This is a genomic window from Serratia sp. EC4 (assembly GCF_059652115.1).
Genome location: NZ_JBNIDE010000004.1, coordinates 89,309 through 107,002 on the forward strand (window position 1 = coordinate 89,309; position 17,694 = coordinate 107,002).

18 protein-coding genes are annotated in these 17,694 nt (G+C 61.4%); 9 read left to right on the top strand and 9 right to left on the bottom strand.

Features of this window, described 5'->3' with window-relative positions; genetic code table 11:
• Window positions 1-58: 58 nt before the first annotated feature.
• Window positions 59-403 (bottom strand): iron-sulfur cluster insertion protein ErpA, encoded by a 345-nt coding sequence (erpA, locus tag ACP39K_RS13920; protein ID WP_033641269.1) that lies wholly within the window; start codon window positions 401-403, stop codon window positions 59-61.
• A gap of 89 nt (window positions 404-492) precedes the next feature.
• Complete coding sequence (gene clcA, locus ACP39K_RS13925; protein WP_033641268.1) at window positions 493-1,932, bottom strand: H(+)/Cl(-) exchange transporter ClcA; 1,440 nt, start codon at window positions 1,930-1,932, stop codon at window positions 493-495.
• A gap of 174 nt (window positions 1,933-2,106) precedes the next feature.
• On the opposite strand from clcA, the gene hemL reads away from it, so the two are divergent.
• On the top strand, window positions 2,107-3,396 hold the full coding sequence (gene hemL, locus ACP39K_RS13930; protein WP_015376661.1) for a glutamate-1-semialdehyde 2,1-aminomutase: 1,290 nt from the start codon (window positions 2,107-2,109) through the stop codon (window positions 3,394-3,396).
• A 61-nt stretch (window positions 3,397-3,457) separates the two neighbouring features.
• On the opposite strand, the gene ampE is transcribed toward hemL, so the two are convergent.
• Window positions 3,458-4,312, bottom strand: a complete 855-nt coding sequence (gene ampE / locus ACP39K_RS13935; protein ID WP_004932714.1) for a beta-lactamase regulator AmpE — start codon at window positions 4,310-4,312, stop codon at window positions 3,458-3,460.
• Entirely contained in the window at window positions 4,312-4,908 is a 597-nt protein-coding gene (gene ampD / locus ACP39K_RS13940; protein WP_033641266.1) for a 1,6-anhydro-N-acetylmuramyl-L-alanine amidase AmpD, read from the bottom strand. The genes ampE and ampD overlap by 1 nt, the downstream gene beginning before the upstream one ends.
• An 84-nt stretch (window positions 4,909-4,992) precedes the next feature.
• Between ampD and nadC the strand changes: the two genes are divergently transcribed.
• The 4 genes from nadC (at window position 4,993) to hofC (ending at window position 9,154) form a co-directional block, all read left to right on the top strand.
• Window positions 4,993-5,883, top strand: coding sequence for a carboxylating nicotinate-nucleotide diphosphorylase (gene nadC / locus ACP39K_RS13945; protein WP_049200299.1), 891 nt, complete (start codon window positions 4,993-4,995; stop codon window positions 5,881-5,883).
• A gap of 189 nt (window positions 5,884-6,072) precedes the next feature.
• The gene (gene ppdD / locus ACP39K_RS13950; RefSeq protein WP_016929075.1) at window positions 6,073-6,510 is read left to right on the top strand and encodes a prepilin peptidase-dependent pilin; all 438 of its coding nucleotides are present in this window, start codon (window positions 6,073-6,075) and stop codon (window positions 6,508-6,510) included.
• Window positions 6,511-6,515: 5 nt separating this feature from the next.
• Window positions 6,516-7,958: a type II secretion system protein GspE gene (gspE, locus tag ACP39K_RS13955; RefSeq protein WP_289527635.1), complete on the top strand. Its 1,443-nt coding sequence runs from the start codon at window positions 6,516-6,518 to the stop codon at window positions 7,956-7,958.
• Window positions 7,955-9,154: a protein transport protein HofC gene (hofC, locus tag ACP39K_RS13960; protein ID WP_497008592.1), complete on the top strand. Its 1,200-nt coding sequence runs from the start codon at window positions 7,955-7,957 to the stop codon at window positions 9,152-9,154. The genes gspE and hofC overlap by 4 nt, the downstream gene beginning before the upstream one ends.
• A 52-nt stretch (window positions 9,155-9,206) precedes the next feature.
• Here the strand turns inward: hofC and ACP39K_RS13965 are convergent, their stop codons facing one another.
• Window positions 9,207-10,250, bottom strand: a complete 1,044-nt coding sequence (locus ACP39K_RS13965; protein ID WP_033641262.1) for a GMP reductase — start codon at window positions 10,248-10,250, stop codon at window positions 9,207-9,209.
• A gap of 362 nt (window positions 10,251-10,612) precedes the next feature.
• Between ACP39K_RS13965 and coaE the strand changes: the two genes are divergently transcribed.
• The 3 genes from coaE to yacG are packed head-to-tail and all read left to right on the top strand — an operon-like array spanning window position 10,613 to window position 12,228.
• Entirely contained in the window at window positions 10,613-11,227 is a 615-nt protein-coding gene (gene coaE / locus ACP39K_RS13970; protein ID WP_497008593.1) for a dephospho-CoA kinase, read from the top strand.
• A gap of 5 nt (window positions 11,228-11,232) precedes the next feature.
• The gene (zapD, locus tag ACP39K_RS13975) at window positions 11,233-11,985 is read left to right on the top strand and encodes a cell division protein ZapD (RefSeq protein WP_016929080.1); all 753 of its coding nucleotides are present in this window, start codon (window positions 11,233-11,235) and stop codon (window positions 11,983-11,985) included.
• 51 nt (window positions 11,986-12,036) lie between these two features.
• Window positions 12,037-12,228, top strand: coding sequence for a DNA gyrase inhibitor YacG (gene yacG / locus ACP39K_RS13980; protein WP_004932737.1), 192 nt, complete (start codon window positions 12,037-12,039; stop codon window positions 12,226-12,228).
• Between the two features lie 39 nt (window positions 12,229-12,267).
• On the opposite strand, the gene mutT is transcribed toward yacG, so the two are convergent.
• The 3 genes from mutT to secM all read right to left on the bottom strand — a co-directional run bounded on the left by mutT (window position 12,268) and on the right by secM (window position 16,075).
• Window positions 12,268-12,672: an 8-oxo-dGTP diphosphatase MutT gene (gene mutT, locus ACP39K_RS13985; protein WP_028127851.1), complete on the bottom strand. Its 405-nt coding sequence runs from the start codon at window positions 12,670-12,672 to the stop codon at window positions 12,268-12,270.
• An 81-nt stretch (window positions 12,673-12,753) separates the two neighbouring features.
• Window positions 12,754-15,462, bottom strand: a complete 2,709-nt coding sequence (secA, locus tag ACP39K_RS13990; protein WP_033641260.1) for a preprotein translocase subunit SecA — start codon at window positions 15,460-15,462, stop codon at window positions 12,754-12,756.
• A gap of 82 nt (window positions 15,463-15,544) precedes the next feature.
• On the bottom strand, window positions 15,545-16,075 hold the full coding sequence (gene secM / locus ACP39K_RS13995; RefSeq protein ID WP_033641259.1) for a secA translation cis-regulator SecM: 531 nt from the start codon (window positions 16,073-16,075) through the stop codon (window positions 15,545-15,547).
• 26 nt (window positions 16,076-16,101) lie between these two features.
• Here secM and ACP39K_RS14000 point away from each other — a divergent pair, with 26 nt between their 5' ends.
• Window positions 16,102-16,617 carry a DUF721 domain-containing protein gene (locus ACP39K_RS14000; protein ID WP_060444866.1) on the top strand — a complete coding sequence of 172 codons (516 nt, stop codon included), beginning with the start codon at window positions 16,102-16,104 and terminating at the stop codon, window positions 16,615-16,617.
• Between the two features lie 99 nt (window positions 16,618-16,716).
• Here the strand turns inward: ACP39K_RS14000 and lpxC are convergent, their stop codons facing one another.
• The gene (gene lpxC / locus ACP39K_RS14005; protein WP_004932754.1) at window positions 16,717-17,634 is read right to left on the bottom strand and encodes a UDP-3-O-acyl-N-acetylglucosamine deacetylase; all 918 of its coding nucleotides are present in this window, start codon (window positions 17,632-17,634) and stop codon (window positions 16,717-16,719) included.
• Window positions 17,635-17,694 lie beyond the last annotated feature (60 nt).

Genomic DNA, 17,694 nt, shown 5'->3' on the forward strand with positions numbered 1-17,694 from the left:
AGGCATAAAAAAACCCGCCGGCCGTAAGGCGAGCGGGTTGATGTTCTGACAGGCAAACTCAAATGCTGAACGACGAACCGCAACCGCAGGTGGTTTTGGCATTCGGGTTGGTCACCACAAAGCGCGATCCTTCCAGCCCTTCGGTGTAGTCCACCGAACCGCCGACCAGATACTGCAGGCTCATCGGATCGACCACCAGCGCCACGCCCTGCTTCTCGATGGTCATGTCGCCATCGTTGACCTTGTCGTCAAAAGTGAAGCCGTACTGGAATCCGCTGCAGCCGCCGCCGGTAATGTAAACCCGCAACTTCAGGTTCGGATTTTCTTCGTCAGCAATCAGGTACTTGACCTTGTTTGCTGCTGCCTCGGTAAATTGCAGGGGCAGTGCCGTTTGATCACTCATACTCTTTACTCCCAACATTGTTCAGCATCAGATCGCGACTATGGCTGCCTGATTAATATTAACGATTATCCGATACCTGAGTGTTGCGTTCAAGTATTCACCGCATTTGTTGTATTTTCTTTACTTGTTTTCTCCGCCGCCTCCCGCGCCAACTGCGCCTCCTGCCGTTGCAGGGTGCGCGCCAGGATCGACGAATACAGCGGCTTGCCGCCGAGCAGCTGCGCCACCACCGTAGCGCCGAGGCAGGTGATGATCATCGGTAAAATCAGCTGGTAGTTGTCGGTCATTTCCAGCACCAACACGATGCCGGTCAGCGGGGCGCGCACCGTGGCGGCGAACAGCGCCCCCATGCCGGCGATGGCGAAGGTGCCCGCCTCGATGCCGTACTGCGGGAACAAATGCGCCCCCGCCAGCCCGAAGGCGGTGCCGAACAGCGTGCCCAGCGCCAGCATCGGCGCAAAGATGCCGCCCGGCGCGCCGGAACCGAAGCACAGCAACGTGGTGAATATTCGGGTAATGAAAATGAACATCAACATGCCGACGCTGTAATTGCCCGCCGCGGCGATCGGGATCAGCCCAAAGCCGCCGCCCGCCGCCTCCGGCTGGATCAGCCCCAGAATGCCGCACACGCCGCCGAGCAGCCCGCCCATCAGCAAGACATTGCGCATTCTGCCGCCGTGCAGGCGCGCGAACATGTCTTGGGTGCGGAAGATCAGCGCGTTGAACCCCACGCCCACCGCGCCGAAGATTGCCCCCAACACCAGATAGAGCCACAGGGTATTGATGGGCGCCGAAGAAAGTTTGTCGACCGCGATCACCGCCCCCTGGCCGTTAAACAGCTGGAACACCACGCTCGACATGATAACGCCGATAAACACCGCTTTGATCGAGATCAGGTTGTAGCGGAACTGCGGCCGCATCTCTTCGATGATGAACAAGATGCCGGCCAGCGGCGCGTTGAACGCGGCGGACAACCCGGCGGCGGCCCCGGTCGCCAGCAACGTATGACGCGCCTCGGCGCCGCGAATGCGCAGCGCGTCCAATACCATGCGCCCGACGTTGCCGCCCATTTGCACCGTGGGCCCTTCGCGCCCCAGCACCATGCCCGCCCCCAGCGTGCCCATACCGCCGATGAATTTTACCGGGATCACGCGCCACCAGCGTACCGGCCGCAGCTCTTCCAGCGCGCCTTCGATTTCCGGAATGCCCGAGCCGCCCGCCTCAGGCGCAAAGCGCCGCACCAGGTAATAGCCCAGCGCCGCCAGCGCGGCGGACAGGATAAACGCCAGGGGCCACACCAGAAGCCAGGAGTCGGCGACCTGCGCCAGCGAAGCCAACCGCTGCTGCTGCACCCACTCCACCGCTTTATCGAAGGCCACGCCGAGCAAACCGGCCAGCGCCCCCACCAGCGCGGCCATCACCAGGATCGCCACCGGGGTTTTATCGCGGCGAATAAACTGACGCACCGCATCGCTGCGGCGCAGACGCGGGCTCAATGTCCCGACTGGCTGTGATTGTGATTCTGTCATCGCGAGTGATTCGTCAGGTAATTTGTAATACAAATAGGCAGGGCGATAATTCTACCCCAACCTGGCGGCGGACGCTGCCGTTAATGGTATCTGACTGTGATCGTTTCATAACGCGGCGCTCTCCTCTAGAATAGCGCGGTCAAATCATTCAAAAGAGAATCCAGGAGCCGATTTATGAGCCTACACAGCAAGTCCGAAAGTCTGTACGCCCAGGCGCAACAGTTGATCCCCGGCGGGGTAAACTCTCCGGTGCGTGCATTCACCGGCGTGGGCGGTGTGCCGCTGTTTATCGAGCGGGCAGACGGGGCTTACCTGTTCGATGCCGACGGCAAGGCCTATATCGACTATGTCGGTTCCTGGGGGCCGATGGTGCTGGGGCATAACCACCCGGCGATCCGCGACGCGGTGATCGAAGCGGCGCAGCGCGGCCTGAGCTTCGGCGCGCCGACCGAGATGGAAGTCAAAATGGCGCAGTTGGTCACCGAGCTGGTGCCGACGATGGATATGGTGCGCATGGTGAACTCGGGCACCGAAGCCACCATGAGCGCCATCCGCCTGGCGCGCGGCTACACCAACCGCGATAAAATCATCAAGTTCGAAGGCTGCTATCACGGCCACGCCGACTGCCTGCTGGTGAAAGCCGGCTCCGGCGCGCTGACCCTCGGCCAGCCGAACTCACCGGGCGTGCCGGCCGACTTCGCCAAGCACACTCTGACCTGCACCTATAACGATCTGGATTCGGTGCGCGCCGCCTTCGAACAGTACCCGTCCGAGATCGCCTGTATTATCGTCGAGCCGGTCGCCGGCAACATGAACTGCGTGCCGCCGCTGCCGGAATTCCTGCCGGGCCTGCGCGCCCTGTGCGACAAGTACGGCGCGCTCTTGATCATCGACGAAGTGATGACCGGCTTCCGCGTCGCGCTGGCCGGCGCGCAATCCTATTACGGCGTCGAGCCGGATCTGACCTGCCTCGGCAAAATCATCGGCGGCGGCATGCCGGTGGGCGCCTTCGGCGGCCGTCGCGAGGTGATGGACGCGCTGGCGCCCACCGGCCCGGTCTACCAGGCCGGCACCCTGTCCGGCAACCCGATCGCCATGGCGGCGGGCTACGCTTGTTTGACCGAAGTCTCACAGGTAGGCGTGCACCAGACGCTGACCGAACTGACCGAGATGCTGGCCGCTGGCCTGCTGCACGCGGCGCAGGAGGAGAATATTCCGCTGGTGGTCAACAACGTTGGTGGCATGTTCGGCCTGTTCTTCACCGACGCGCCGGCGGTCACCTGCTACCAGGACGTGATGCAGTGCGACGTGGAACGCTTCAAGCGTTTCTTCCACCTGATGCTGGAAGAAGGGGTGTATCTTGCGCCGTCCGCCTTCGAAGCGGGCTTCATGTCCGTGGCGCACAGCAAGGAAGACATCCAGCGCACCATCGACGCCGCGCGTCGCTGCTTCGCCAAGCTGTAATCCCGGCCGAATGGCCAAACAAAACGGGCGCCTCGGCGCCCGTTTTGTTTTGCTCAGCGGCTTAAAGCAGCGTGCCGTAAATGGTCAACAGCGCCACCACCACCACGATGATCATCGTCACCTTGCGCGCCAGCGTCACCGCCGCCCGCGGCGTTTGCACCGGATCCATATGCGGATCGCGCGCCAGCGAGAACTGGGCCAGCCGCGTCAGCACCTGATACGACGACGAATGCCGATCCCCCAGCGAGGCGAACCAGGCCGGCAACGCGCGTTCGCCGTGGCCGAACAGCGCATAGGCCACCCCGGCCAAACGCACCGGGATCCAGTCCAGCCAGTTCAACAGGTGATCGATGCCCGATTGCGAACGCTCCAGCGGCGTATTGTGGCGCGCCAGCCAGGTTTGATAGGCGCGCAGAAAGGCATACCCCGCCAACGCGATCGGCCCGTACGGCCCAAAGACCACGAACCAGAACAGCGGCGCCAGGTAATAACGGAAGTTAATCCACAGCAGCGCGTTTTGCAACTCGCGCAGGCGCAGCTCTTCGCTGCAGTCCACCGGCAAGCCGTGGATCAACGCCAGCTCTTCCGCCATCTGATCGCTGGCGTGGATATCCCCCTGCCGCGCCGCTTTCAGGTAGGCGCGGTAGTGTTTGCGCTTGATGCCGGCGCCGACACACAGCAGATCGATGACGATCCACAGCAGCAGCGTCACCACGCCGAAGAACAGCCCGTGCGACAGCCACAGAACGCCCCAGACGATCACCATCCAGGCGGCGGTCATCGCCAGTGTCTGCGCCAGCGAAACCCGATGCAGCCGCTGAAATACCACTTCGAGGCGATGATCCAGCTGCCAGTGCTCTCCCAGCTTGAACAGGCGTTCCCAGGCCAAAACCAGCAACAGCGTAAACAGCGTCATTAGCGATTCCTCTCCCTTTTTCTTGTCTCAAGCATAGCGTCGGCGGGCGCGCCGCGTTGTTCCAGAGATGCCAGATAGCGATCCCAATCGAACGCCGGCCCGGGATCGGTCTTGCGGCCGGGGGCGATATCGCAATGCCCGGCGATATGGGCCGCCAGCGGTGGATAATGTTCGGCCAGCAGCACGGTGACCGCCTGCAGCGTGCGATATTGCGCCTCGGTGTAGGGCAACTGGTCAGTCCCTTCCAGCTCGATGCCGATGGAGAAATCATTGCACCGATCGCGCCCCTGATACAGGGAAACGCCCGCGTGCCAGGCGCGTTGGTCGAAGGGCACATACTGCACGATCTCTCCGCCGCGGCGAATCAGGCAATGCGCCGACACCCGCAGCTGATGGATATCGGCAAAATAAGGGTGCTGCGCAGGGTCGAGCGTGCCGGTGAACAGCTGGTCGATATAGGGGCCACCGAATTCGCCGGGCGGCAAGCTGATGTTGTGGATGACCAACAGCGAGGGCGGCTCGTCATCCGGGCGCCGATCGCAGTGCGGCGAGAGCACTCGCGTCACCCCGACAATCCAGCCATTTTCCAACTGCATCAGACACCTCTCTGCGGTGGTACTTATTCCTGCAACAGAGTAGCATGTTCCCCTACGATCTAACCGTCCATTTCGGAGTTTTCCATGCCGACACGCCGCTACAGTGCCGACAGTCGCCGCACCGAGCTTCTTGAACGAATTGAAAGTGATATTCCCTATGCCGTCGCCCAGGCGCTGCGCGAAGACCTGGGGGGGGAAGTCGACGCCGGGCGCGATATTACCGCGCAATTGTTACCGGCAGACAAACAGGCCGAAGCCACCGTCATCACCCGCGAAGCCGGCGTGTTCTGTGGCCGCCGCTGGCTGAACGAAGTCTTTATTCAGTTGGGCAATCAGGTGCAGGTGGAGTGGCTGGTGGCGGACGGCGACCGTTTGACGCCGAACCAACCGCTCTGCCGGCTGCGCGGCCCGGCGCGGGTGATGCTGACCGGCGAGCGCACCGCGCTGAACTTCGTGCAGACGCTCTCCGGCGTGGCGACCGAGGTCAGCCGCTACGTGGCCCTGCTGGAAGGGACCCGGACTCGCCTGCTCGATACCCGCAAAACCTTGCCCGGCCTGCGCACCGCGCTGAAATACGCCGTGCTGTGCGGGGGCGGCAGCAACCACCGGCTGGGGCTGTCCGATGCCTTCCTGATCAAGGAAAACCACATCATCGCCTCCGGTTCTATCAAGAACGCGGTGGAAAAAGCCTTCTGGCTGCACGCCGACGTGCCGGTGGAAGTGGAAGTCGAGTCGCTCGATGAACTGCAGCAGGCGCTGGATGCCGGCGCCGACATCATCATGCTGGACAACTTCAGCGTAGAGATGATGCGTCAGGCGGTCGCACAAACCCAGGGCCGCGCCCAGCTGGAAGTGTCCGGCAACGTCACCAGCGAGACGCTGCGCACCTTCGCCGAAACCGGCGTGGATTACATTTCGGTCGGCGCGTTGACCAAGCACATCACCGCACTCGATCTGTCGATGCGCTTCAAATGATCCCCTCGCCCCCGGCCGCCGCCGGGGGCGTCACCGTAAAATTGCGAACCCCCTCTCACCGTTTTTTTCACCGCTGCAAACCACATCATTACTGATGGAGGCGCGCCGAGAAACGCGCAAAAGCCCCTCGCCGTGCCCCCGAGCAAGCCGCTACCGTTGTCTTCCACCCCCCAATGGAGGAAACAACGCATGGAAACGCAACGCGGCTTTACCCTGATAGAACTGATGGTGGTGATCGCCATCATCGCCATCCTCAGCGCCATCGGCATTCCCGCCTACCAGCGCTACATCCAGAAAGCGGCGATGACCGACATGCTGCAAACCATGGCGCCGTATAAAATGGCGGTCGAGCTGTGCGTGCTGGACGAAGGCACGCCCGCCGGCTGCGAGGCCGGCAGCAAAGGCATTCCCACCGGCGGCACGTCGCGCTATGTCAGCGGGGTGAAAGTCGTCAAAGGCGTGATCACGCTGACCGGCAGCCAAACGCTGCAGGGCCTGGCGGTGGCATTAACCCCCAAGTCGAACGCCGATGGACTGACCCGCTGGACCCGGCTGTGCAGCAGCGAAAACGCGACGCTGGTTGAGGTGTGCCAGGAAGTCTTCCGCTTCGACAACGCGGCGGAGTAACGGCGATGAATGCGCAAATCAGCGAAGAGGTTCACGCCCTGTGCCGGCGCTATCAGGCGCTGGCGCTGAGCGAAGACCCGACCACCCTGACGGTCGCGCTCAGCGAAGAAGCGCCGCAGGGGCTGCTGGCGGCGTTGCGTTTCGCCACCGGCAAGCGCATCCATTTGGAACAATGGCCGGCGGCCAGGCTGGAGATGGCGCTGAACCAGCGCCACGAGCCGCTCCCGGCGCCATTGACGGCCGAAGAGGACACGACCGACATCGCCTACCCCGACGACGGCGATGCGCCGGTGGTACAGTTCATCAACCAGACGCTGCGCCTGGCCATTCAGCGCCGCGCCTCGGACATCCACTTCGAGCCCTTTCGGCAGCATTTTCGCATTCGCCTGCGCATCGACGGCGTGCTGCAAACCCTCGCCTCACCGCCGCCGCAGCTGACCGCGCGCCTCATCGCCCGGCTGAAGATCCTCGGCCAGTTGGATATCGCCGAGCGCCGTCAGCCTCAGGACGGGCAGCTCAGCCTGACGCTGGACAGCGCGCGCTATGCCATGCGTATCGCCACCCTGCCGACGTTGCACGGCGAAAAAGTGGTGCTGCGCGTTCAGCAGGGCGAGCAGCAAGAGCTGCCGCTGGATCAACTGGGCATGAGCCGGACGGATCTGGCGCGCTACGCGGCGGCGTTAACCTGCCCGCAAGGTTTGATCCTGGTGACCGGCCCGACCGGCAGCGGCAAGACGGTAACGCTGTACAGCGGTATGCGCCAGTTGAACGATGCGCAAAGCAACCTGTGCAGCGTCGAGGATCCGGTCGAGATCCCGCTGTTCGGCATTAATCAGACCCAGATCAACGCCAAAACCGAGCTGAGCTTCGCCCGAGTGCTGCGCGCCCTGCTGCGCCAGGATCCGGACGTCATCATGATCGGCGAGATCCGCGATGCGGAAACCGCCGAGATCGCGGTCAAGGCCGCGCAAACCGGCCACTTGGTGCTGTCGACGCTGCATACCAACTCCACCGGCGAGACCCTGACGCGGCTGATGCACATGGGTATCCCCGGCTACCTGCTCGCCGGCTGCCTGAAGCTGGTCGTCGCCCAGCGGCTGGTGCGCAGGCTGTGTCACCACTGCCGCTACCCGCACAGCCAGCCGACGCATTTTCCCACCGCGATCTGGCCGGAACCGCTGACCGCCTGGCGTGCCGACGGCTGCGAGCACTGCTTCGGCGGCTACTATGGGCGCATCGGCGTGTACGAACTGTTGGCCATTACGCCGGAAATTCAGGCAGCATTGCTGGCGAACGCCGCTCCCAGTCTGCTGGCGGATATCGCCCGCGAACAGGGGCAGCTTTCGCTGCTGCAGGCGGGTCTGGCGCTGGCCGCCGAAGGCACGACCTCGCTGGAAGAACTGTACCGCGTCATCGACGTCGTCCGGCTCGGCGTAACCACGCCATGAAAGCGCGCCGGTTGTTTCTGTGGCAGGCCTTCGACGCTCAGGGCGCCTTACGCCGCGGCGAACTGATGAGCGATGAAAAACGGCAGGTGAGCAGGTTGCTGATCGAACAAGGCCTGCAACCTTGGCGGATCGGGCACGGCAAACGCGTCACGCCCGGCCAATGGCGCGGAGAACCCTTAATCCACTTCACCCGCCAGCTCGCTACCTTGTTGCAGGCCGGGCTGCCGCTGGTCAATACGCTGCAGCTTCTGGCGGCAGAGCACCCTTCGGCAGCCTGGCGTTGCCTGTTGCGCCTGTTGGCAGAACAGGTGCGCGAAGGGCAGCCGCTCTCCGAAAGCCTTGCCGCGCAACCAGGCGTTTTTCCACCGATCTATCGCCAACTGATCGCCATCGGCGAACTGACCGGCAACCTCGATCGCTGCTGCCTGCAGTTGGCGCAACAGCAGGAGGCTCAGCACCTGCTACGCCGCAAAGTGACCAAAGCGCTGCGGTATCCCCTTTTCATCTGTGCGGTGGCGCTGTTGGTCAGCGTGCTGATGCTGGTGATGGTGCTGCCGGAATTTGCCAAGGTTTATCAGTCGTTCGATGCGCCGCTGCCCTGGTTTACCCAAGGGTTATTGGGGCTGTCCGCTCTGCTGATCGCCGTTGGCCCCTATTTGGCGCTGCTGCTCGGCGCGTCGCTGTTCGGCTACTTCCGCTGGTTGCATCCGCGCCCTCCGTGGCGCCAACGCGAACAGGCCGCCTTGCTGCGCCTGCCGCTGATTGCCCGGCTGGTGAACGGCGGCGCGCTGAGCCAAACGTTTCGTATCCTGACCATGACCCAACGCGCGGGGCTGACGCTGGTGGAAGGCTTGAACGCGGCGGCGCTGGCGGCGGATCATCTGCTGTACCGGCAGGCGCTGGAGCAGGCGCAACGGCAGATCGCCGAAGGCGAAGCGTTTCATCAGGCCCTGGGTCTGCAACCGCTGTTTCCGCCACTGTGCCGGCAGCTGGTGCGGGTGGGCGAGGAGTCCGGTTCGCTGGACGCCTTGCTGGATAAGTTGGCGCAGTGGTATGAACGGCAGACGCACGAGCTGGCCGATACGCTGGCGCAAACGCTGGAGCCGCTGCTGATGCTGGTGGTGGGCGGGATTGTCGGCGCTTTGGTGATCGCCATGTATCTGCCTATCTTTCAACTGGGCAGCGTGCTGGGATAAAGAAGAGGATAGCGGGCGCCGCGGTGCGCGGCGCCCGAATGCAAGCTGCGGCTTATTTGCTGCCGAAGACGCGGTTTTCCTGCTCCGCCACGCGGATAAAGGTGGTGCGCTTGGTCAGCTCTTTCAGACGCTCGGCGCCGACGTAGGTGCAGGCGGAACGCAGGCCGCCGAGGATATCGCGCACGGTAAACTCCACCTCGCCCCGCAGCGGCAGCTTGACGGTTTTCCCTTCGGCCGCGCGATACTCCGCTACGCCACCGACGTGGCGCTTCATCGCCGACTCGGAGCTCATGCCGTAGAACAGCATGAACTTCTCGCCGTTCTCTTCCACCACGGTGCCTTCGCACTCGTCGTGGCCGGCCAGCATGCCGCCCAGCATCACGAAGTCCGCGCCGCCGCCGAAGGCTTTGGCGACATCGCCCGGCACCGAGCAGCCGCCGTCGCTGACGATTTGGCCGCCCAACCCATGGGCCGCGTCGGCGCATTCGATCACCGCCGACAGCTGCGGGTAGCCCACGCCGGTCTTCACGCGGGTGGTGCATACCGACCCCGGGCCGATGCCGACTTTAACGATGTCGGCGCCGGAGAGGATCAACTCTTCCACCATCTCGCCGGTGACCACGTTACCTGCGCAGATGACGTGATCCGGGCAGGCTTCGCGCGCTTTCTGCAGGAAGGCGACAAAGTGTTCCGAGTAGCCGTTGGCCACGTCGATACAGATGAATTTCAGCGCCGGAGACAGGGCCAGGATCTGCTGCATTTTGGCGAAGTCGGCTTCGGAGGTGCCGGTAGAGACCATCACGTGGCGCAGCACCGATTCCGGCATGCGCTGCACGAAGTCAGCCCATTGCTCGACGCTGTAATGTTTGTGTACGGCGGTGAGAACGTCGAAAGAAGCCAGGGCCTCGGCCATGCGGAAGGTGCCCACCGTGTCCATGTTGGCCGCGATAATCGGCACGCCGGACCAGCTGCAACCTGAATGCTTGAAGGCAAACTGACGTTCCAGTTCAACCTCGGAGCGGCTTTTCAGCGTGGAGCGCTTAGGGCGGATCAACACGTCTTTAAAGCCCAACTTCAAATCTTCTTCAATACGCATGACTTATGATTTCCTGGTTAATGGCGACGGATCGCAAGGAGGATATTCGAACCTCTGCCCGACGGCTTTCCAGTGGCGCAAAAAGACGGCGGCGAGATTAATGCCAGTTCCAGTGACGTTATAATACGCGCTAATAATCGCCGAACAAGACTGCGAATTCGCCTTTATTTACGCTACAATCCGACAAATTTACCTGCATAATCGCAGTGTGATTGCCCGCTCATTTTTGCCGTGCCGCTGCGTTTTTTCTCGCCACCCGATCGGTGCCGATGCGCAAGCGCCGCCTGCCGACTTGCACTTCTGCGCGATCGCTTTATGATTCGACTATTATTTTTTTATGAACATCGGATGCACCTAACACCATGGCCTACATTGTTGCGTTGACCGGGGGCATAGGCAGCGGCAAGACGACCGTCGCGAACGCCTTTGCGCGCCACGGCGCAACCCTTGTCGACGCCGACGTGATCGCCCGTCAGGTCGTCGAGCCGGGCACCCCTGCCTTGGCCGCGATCGCCGAACGATTTGGTAATGAAATGTTGCTGCCGGACGGCGCGTTGAACCGCGCTGCGCTGCGTCAGCGCATCTTCAGCCATCTCGATGACAAAACCTGGCTGAACCAGCTGCTGCACCCGCTGATACACCGTGAAACCCAGCGCCAACTGGCGCAGGCCACCAGCCCGTACGCGCTATGGGTGGTGCCGCTGCTGGTGGAAAACGGTCTGCAGGATCGCGCCGATCGGGTGCTGGTGATCGACGTCGACGCCGAAACCCAGCTGGCTCGCACCATCGTGCGCGACGGCGTCAGCCGTGAGCAAGCGCAGAGCATTCTCGCCGCCCAGGCCACGCGCCAGCAGCGCCTCGCCGTGGCGGATGACATTATTGACAACAGCGGTGCCGCTCAGGGGATAGAGCCACAGGTCGCCGCACTGCATCGTCGCTACCTTGAACTGGCGGCAACAGCGCCCCAACAGGATTAAACTGCATGAGTGATGTTTCCCCAACCGTTCTCTTTGAACACCCGCTGAACGAAAAAATGCGCACCTGGCTGCGCATCGAATTCCTGCTGCAACAGCTGCACGGCCAACGCGCCCTGAGCGAGACCGCCATCGCCCTCACCTTCTTTCGCACCGTCTCCGACTTGCTGGACGTGCTGGAGCGCGGCGAAGTACGCACCGAACTGCTCAAAGAGTTGGAACGCCAGCAGCAGAAACTGTTGGCCTGGGCCGATGTGCCGGGCGTGGATATGGCGCTGATCGACCAGCTGCGCGGTCAGCTGAAGTCGCGCTCATCGGCGCTGATGGCGGCGCCGCGCCTCGGCCAGGCGCTGCGCGAAGACCGGCTGATCGGCCTGGTGCGTCAGCGGCTGAATATTCCCGGCGGCTGCTGCAGCTTCGATCTGCCGACCCTGCACATGTGGATGCACGCGCCGCAGCAGGATCGCGATGCCGACGTCGCCGCCTGGCTGCAGTCGCTGGATCCGCTGAACCAGGCGCTGATCATGGTGTTGGATCTGATCCGCCAATCCGGGCCGTTCCGCAATCAAATCAGCCTGAACGGTTTTTTCCAGGACAACGCCGAAGGGGCGGATCTGCTGCGCTTGCGCCTCCATCTGGCGCCGCAGCTTTATCCGCAGATTTCCGGCCATAAGACGCGCTATGCCATTCGTTTCCTGCCGCTGGATAGTGAAAATGGCGCGGTGCCTGAACGCCTGACGTTCGAACTGGCCTGTTGTTGAACTTGTGAAAGAAAGCCTTCTCAGCACAGACAGAAGGCGTAAGGAACCGTTATGACGACCGTAGTAAAATGCCCAACCTGTGGCACCGGCGTGGTTTGGGGTGAAGTCAGCCCATTCCGGCCGTTTTGCAGCAAACGCTGCCAGCTGATCGATCTCGGCGAGTGGGCCGATGAAGAGAAGCGCATTCCGAGCAACAGCGATCTGTCGGAAAGCGAAGACTGGAGTGAAATGGACGATCGCTGATCGCCCGCTATTGGCCTGGCGGACGCCAGGCCAACCTTGTTATTGCGCGGCGTTCGCCTGCGCCACCAGCAGTTGAATAATGCCGACATTGGCTTCCGGGAACTCGTCTTCACGCAGATCCGCCTGTTTTACCCAGCGCATCGGTTGCCCCTCACGGCCGAACGGCTCACCCGCCCAGGCTTCTACCAGATAAAAATTCAGCGTCACGATACGATCGCTGAAGCGGTGCTCCACCACCTCCAGCAGTTCGGCGCGTTCGGCTTCGATACCGGTCTCTTCCCGCAGCTCGCGGCTCAACGCCTGTTCCGGCGTTTCACCCTGTTCGATCTTGCCGCCGGGAAACTCCCAGAATCCGGCCATGTGCGCGTCAGCGGCGCGGCGGGTAATAAAAATTTCCCGCTGAGCATTACGGATGATGCCCACGGCGATATTCAGATGTTTCATCTCACCCTCCTGATGGGTGTCAAAAAAACAGGGGCTCAGCAAGCTGAACCCCTGGGTGTTATCGGTCAACCGCGGCCGGCATTACTGCAGGCGACCGTGGCACTGCTTGTATTTCTTGCCGGAACCGCATGGGCAAGGATCGTTGCGGCCCACTTTACGCTCGGCGGTCGCCGGCGCGTTCGGATCTTCAGTCGCCAGCGCGTTCTCGTCGTGGTGGCTCAGCTGTTGCTGCTGCGCCAGACGCTCGGCCTCTTCACGGCGCTGCTGTTCCAGCGCTTCCACCTCTTCCGGCATCCGCACCTGTACCTTGCTCAGCACGCTGATCACTTCATATTTCAGCGATTCCAGCATGGTGGCGAACATGTTGAAGGATTCACGCTTGTACTCCTGCTTCGGATCCTTCTGCGCGTAACCGCGCAGGTGGATACCCTGGCGCAGGTAGTCCATCGCCGCCAGATGCTCTTTCCACAGAGAATCCAGCGTCTGCAGCATCACGCCCTTCTCGAAGTTGCGCATCATCTCGCTGCCGACCACTTCTTCCTTACGCTGATACTGCTCTTTGGCGTTCTCCAGAATGCGTTCGCGCAGCGTCTCTTCGTGCAGCTCCGGCTCTTTGTCCAGCCACTGGGCGATCGGCATCTCCAGATCGAAGTCGTTCTTCAGGCGCTCTTCCAGCCCCTGAATGTCCCACTCTTCTTCCAGCGACTGCGGCGTGATGTAATTGTCGATGGTGCTCTTGAACACGTCCTCGCGGATGCTGGCGATGGTTTCGCTCACGTCGGACACGTCCAGCAATTCGTTGCGTTGGCTGTAGATGGCGCGGCGTTGATCGTTGGCGACGTCGTCGTATTCCAGCAGCTGCTTACGGATGTCGAAGTTGCGGCTCTCTACCTTGCGCTGAGCATTGGCGATCGCCTTGGTCACCCACGGGTGCTCAATCGCTTCGCCTTCTTTCATACCCAGTTTACGCATCATGCCGGACACGCGATCCGAGGCGAAGATACGCATCAGGGCATCTTCCATCGACAGGTAGAAGCGGGATGAACCGGCATCGCCCTGACGACCGGAACGGCCGCGCAGCTGGTTATCGATACGGCGTGATTCATGGCGCTCGGTGCCGATAATATGCAGGCCGCCCGCCGCCAGCACCGCGTCGTGGCGCTCTTTCCAGGCGGCTTTGATAGCTTCGATCTGCTCTTCGGTCGGTTCTTCCAGCAGCGCCACTTCGGCCTGCCAGCTGCCGCCCAGCACGATATCGGTACCACGGCCCGCCATGTTGGTAGCGATGGTCACCGCACCGCTTTGGCCGGCCTGGGCGACGATGTCCGCTTCCATGGCGTGGAATTTGGCATTCAGCACCTTGTGGTCGATGCCCGCTTTGGTCAGCTCACGGGACACCACTTCGGATTTCTCGATTGAGATGGTACCCACCAGCACCGGTTGGCCTTTGGCGGTACGCTCGCGGATGTCTTCAATGATGGCGCCGATCTTCTCTTTCTCGGTCATGTACACCAGATCCGGCATATCCTTACGGATCATCGGACGGTTGGTTGGCACCACGATCGTGTCCAGCTTGTAGATCGAGCTGAATTCGAAGGCTTCGGTATCGGCGGTACCGGTCATCCCGGCCAGCTTCTCGTACAGACGGAAGTAGTTCTGGAAGGTGATCGAAGCCAGCGTCTGGTTCTCGTTCTGGATCTCCACGCCTTCTTTGGCTTCCACCGCCTGGTGCAGACCGTCGGACCAACGGCGGCCCTGCATGGTACGGCCGGTGTGTTCATCGACGATGATCACTTCGCCGTCTTTCACGATGTAGTCCACGTCGCGGGTGAACAGCACGTGGGCGCGCAGCGCGGCGGTAACGTGGTGCATCAGCATGATGTTGGTCGGCGAGTACAGCGATTCGCCTTCATCCATGATGCCGGCGTCCACCAGCATCTCTTCGATCAGGATCAGACCGCGTTCGGTCAGGTGGACCTGACGCGCCTTCTCGTCCACCGAGAAGTGCCCTTCACCCTTGAAGGTGTCGGAGTCTTCTTTTTCCTGGCGGATCAGTTTAGGGATCAGCTTGTTGACCTTGATGTACATCTCAGAGCTGTCTTCGGCCGGGCCGGAGATGATCAGCGGCGTACGCGCTTCATCGATCAGGATGGAGTCCACCTCATCCACCAGCGCATAGTGCAGTTTGCGCTGCACGCGCTCTTCCGGGCTGAACGCCATGTTGTCGCGCAGGTAGTCGAAGCCGTATTCGTTGTTGGTGCCGTAGGTGATGTCGGCGGCGTAAGCTTCGCGCTTGGCCGGCGCCGGCATGCCCGGCAGGTTGATGCCGATGCTCAGGCCGAGGAACTCGAACAGCGGACGGTTGTTTTCGGCGTCACGCTGCGCCAGATAGTCGTTGACGGTCACGACGTGCACGCCGCGGCCGCTCAGGGCGTTCAGGTAGGCCGGCAGCGTCGCGGTCAGGGTTTTACCTTCACCGGTGCGCATCTCCGCGATGCAGCGGTCGTTCAGCACCATGCCGCCCAGCAGCTGCACGTCGAAGTGACGCATGCCGAACACGCGCTTGCTCGCCTCGCGCACCACGGCGAAGGCTTCAGGGATCAGGCTGTCCAGCGACTCGCCTTTCTCCAGGCGTGCGCGGAACTCGTTGGTTTTCGCTTTCAGCTCGTCATCGGACAGTTTTTCCATGTCCGGTTCCATCCGGTTGATCTGCTCAACCACTTTGCGCATGCGGCGCAGGGTACGATCGTTACGGCTGCCAAAAACTTTGGTTAATAATTTCACTAACATGATGTTTGATATCTCTGTCATGACCGCCGAACACGGCAGTCAACTTGCTATTATTTATGGTTTTTGTGCCCGAAGGGCGAGATCAGACGAGGGCGGCGGGCCCGGCGCGAATGCCCTGCACCTGCGCCACCCACAGGCCGGTCTGGTGGCGCGCCAGCGTGGGCAGCACCTCAAGGTGAGTGTGGCGAATGATGGTCGGCGGCTTCGGCTCGTGCGTCAGCAGCGCATTGAGGGTAGACAGCAGCGCCAGTTGCGCTACCTGCAAAGGGGGTTCCGCTTCGGCTTCGCTCTCCTGCACCCGCGCATAAACCGCCTGCGGCGCCAACGCGAAAGAGAGGTGACGAATGACGGTGCGCAGCGCATGTTGCTGCCAGTAATCTACGCTGAAGGTAGGACGGCGATGCGCGTCCTGCAGCAAGGCCAGGCTGTTGAACGTGCCATTGGCCGAATTTTGCCGGTTAAGGCTGGACGACGTATTCGGCAATGCGGCCTGATCGGGGGCGCCGGACAAATTGGAAGACGCGCCAAGCGTGGCCGCAACCATCCCTAACAGGAGATGGGGCCAGAAATAACGTCTGCCAAATTGTCGCCAACGATTTAGAATACCGATCACGAGTTTATAATCCGCCGGAGCCCATTATGCGCGATAGCCGTCCACAATTATTAGATGTCCTGTTCGACGACGCGTCTGCCGGCAGCAAAGGGCCGCTGCATAACGTCCAGCAACGCGCGGTGGCGCTGCTCAAGCTTAACCGTGCAGTGAAGGGCCTGTTGCCCGCTCCCCTGCATCCCTGGTGCCGCGTCGCGAATTTCCGACAGGGTATTTTAGTGCTCGAAACGGCAAATGCCAGTTGGATGATGCGCTTGCGCTACGAACAACCCGCTTTGCTGTCTGCACTACGAGCGCAAATTCTACCATCATTGTCGTCAATCGACATCAGGATTAATCCGGCCTTGATGGCGAAAGGCAGCAACCAGGTGCAAAACGCAGAGAAAGCGCCGGAAAAACCCGTGCCGATGCGGCATTTGAGTCTGGAAAGTGCGGAAGAGCTGAGAGGGTTGGCGAGCCGTAGCCCGGAGAAACTGCGCAAGATATTGGAACGGCTGGCTGCATTGGCCGGAGAGGGTACCAACACAACCAGTCGTGGTAAGTAATCAGCGACACAAACTGCAAAACAGCCGACATCACGAGCCTGAATGATCAGGCTCTCAGGGGATGCGCCTGCCGTTATTCGCAGGCGAGGAATTCGGACCTTACGCCAATACGGTAGACGGCGCCTTGAATGCCAACGGCATTTCGGCTTCGTCCTGGAAGGTCACGTATTCCCACGCTTCCTGCTTGGCCAGTACGGCCTGCAGCAGTTTGTTGTTCAGCGCGTGGCCAGACTTGAACGCGGTGAACGCGCCAATGATGTTGTGGCCGCACATGAACAGGTCGCCGATGGCGTCCAGCATTTTGTGACGTACGAATTCGTCTTCGAAACGCAGACCGTCTTCGTTCAGCACGCGGTAGTCATCTACCACTATGGCGCAATCGAAGCTGCCGCCCAGGGCCAGGCCGCGGGACTGCAGGTATTCAATGTCGCGCATGAACCCGAAGGTGCGCGCGCGGCTGATTTGACGCACGAACGACTCAGCCGAGAAATCAAGACGGTAGCGCTGAGAGCTGGCGTCGATAGCCGGGTGGTTGAAGTCGATGGTGAAGTCCAGGCGGAACCCGTTGTGCGGGGACAGCTCGGCCCATTTGTCGCCGTCTTCAACGCGTACGGTCTCTTTCAGACGCAGGAATTTCTTCGCCGAGTTCAGCTCTTCGATGCCGGCATCCAGCAGCAAGAACACGAACGGACTGGCGCTGCCGTCCATGATTGGGATTTCAGCGGCGTCGACTTCAATGACAATGTTGTCGATGCCCAGCCCAGCCAGCGCGGCGTTGAGGTGCTCAACGGTCGAAATACGCACGTCATGCTCATTCACCAGGCAAGTACAGAGCATGGTATCACGCACGGATTTTGCATCAGCCGGAAAATCAACCGGTGGATTCAAGTCAGTGCGACGATAGATGACCCCGGTATTAGCCGGCGCTGGGCGCATTGTCAGCGTGACTTTCTTGCCGGTATGCAAACCGACGCCAGTCGCCTGAACAATACGTTTTAATGTCCTTTGTTTGATCATCGTTTTATCTCGCAATGTTATCCATCCTACCAGCCAAGCATACAGCATGGCCGGCGGGAC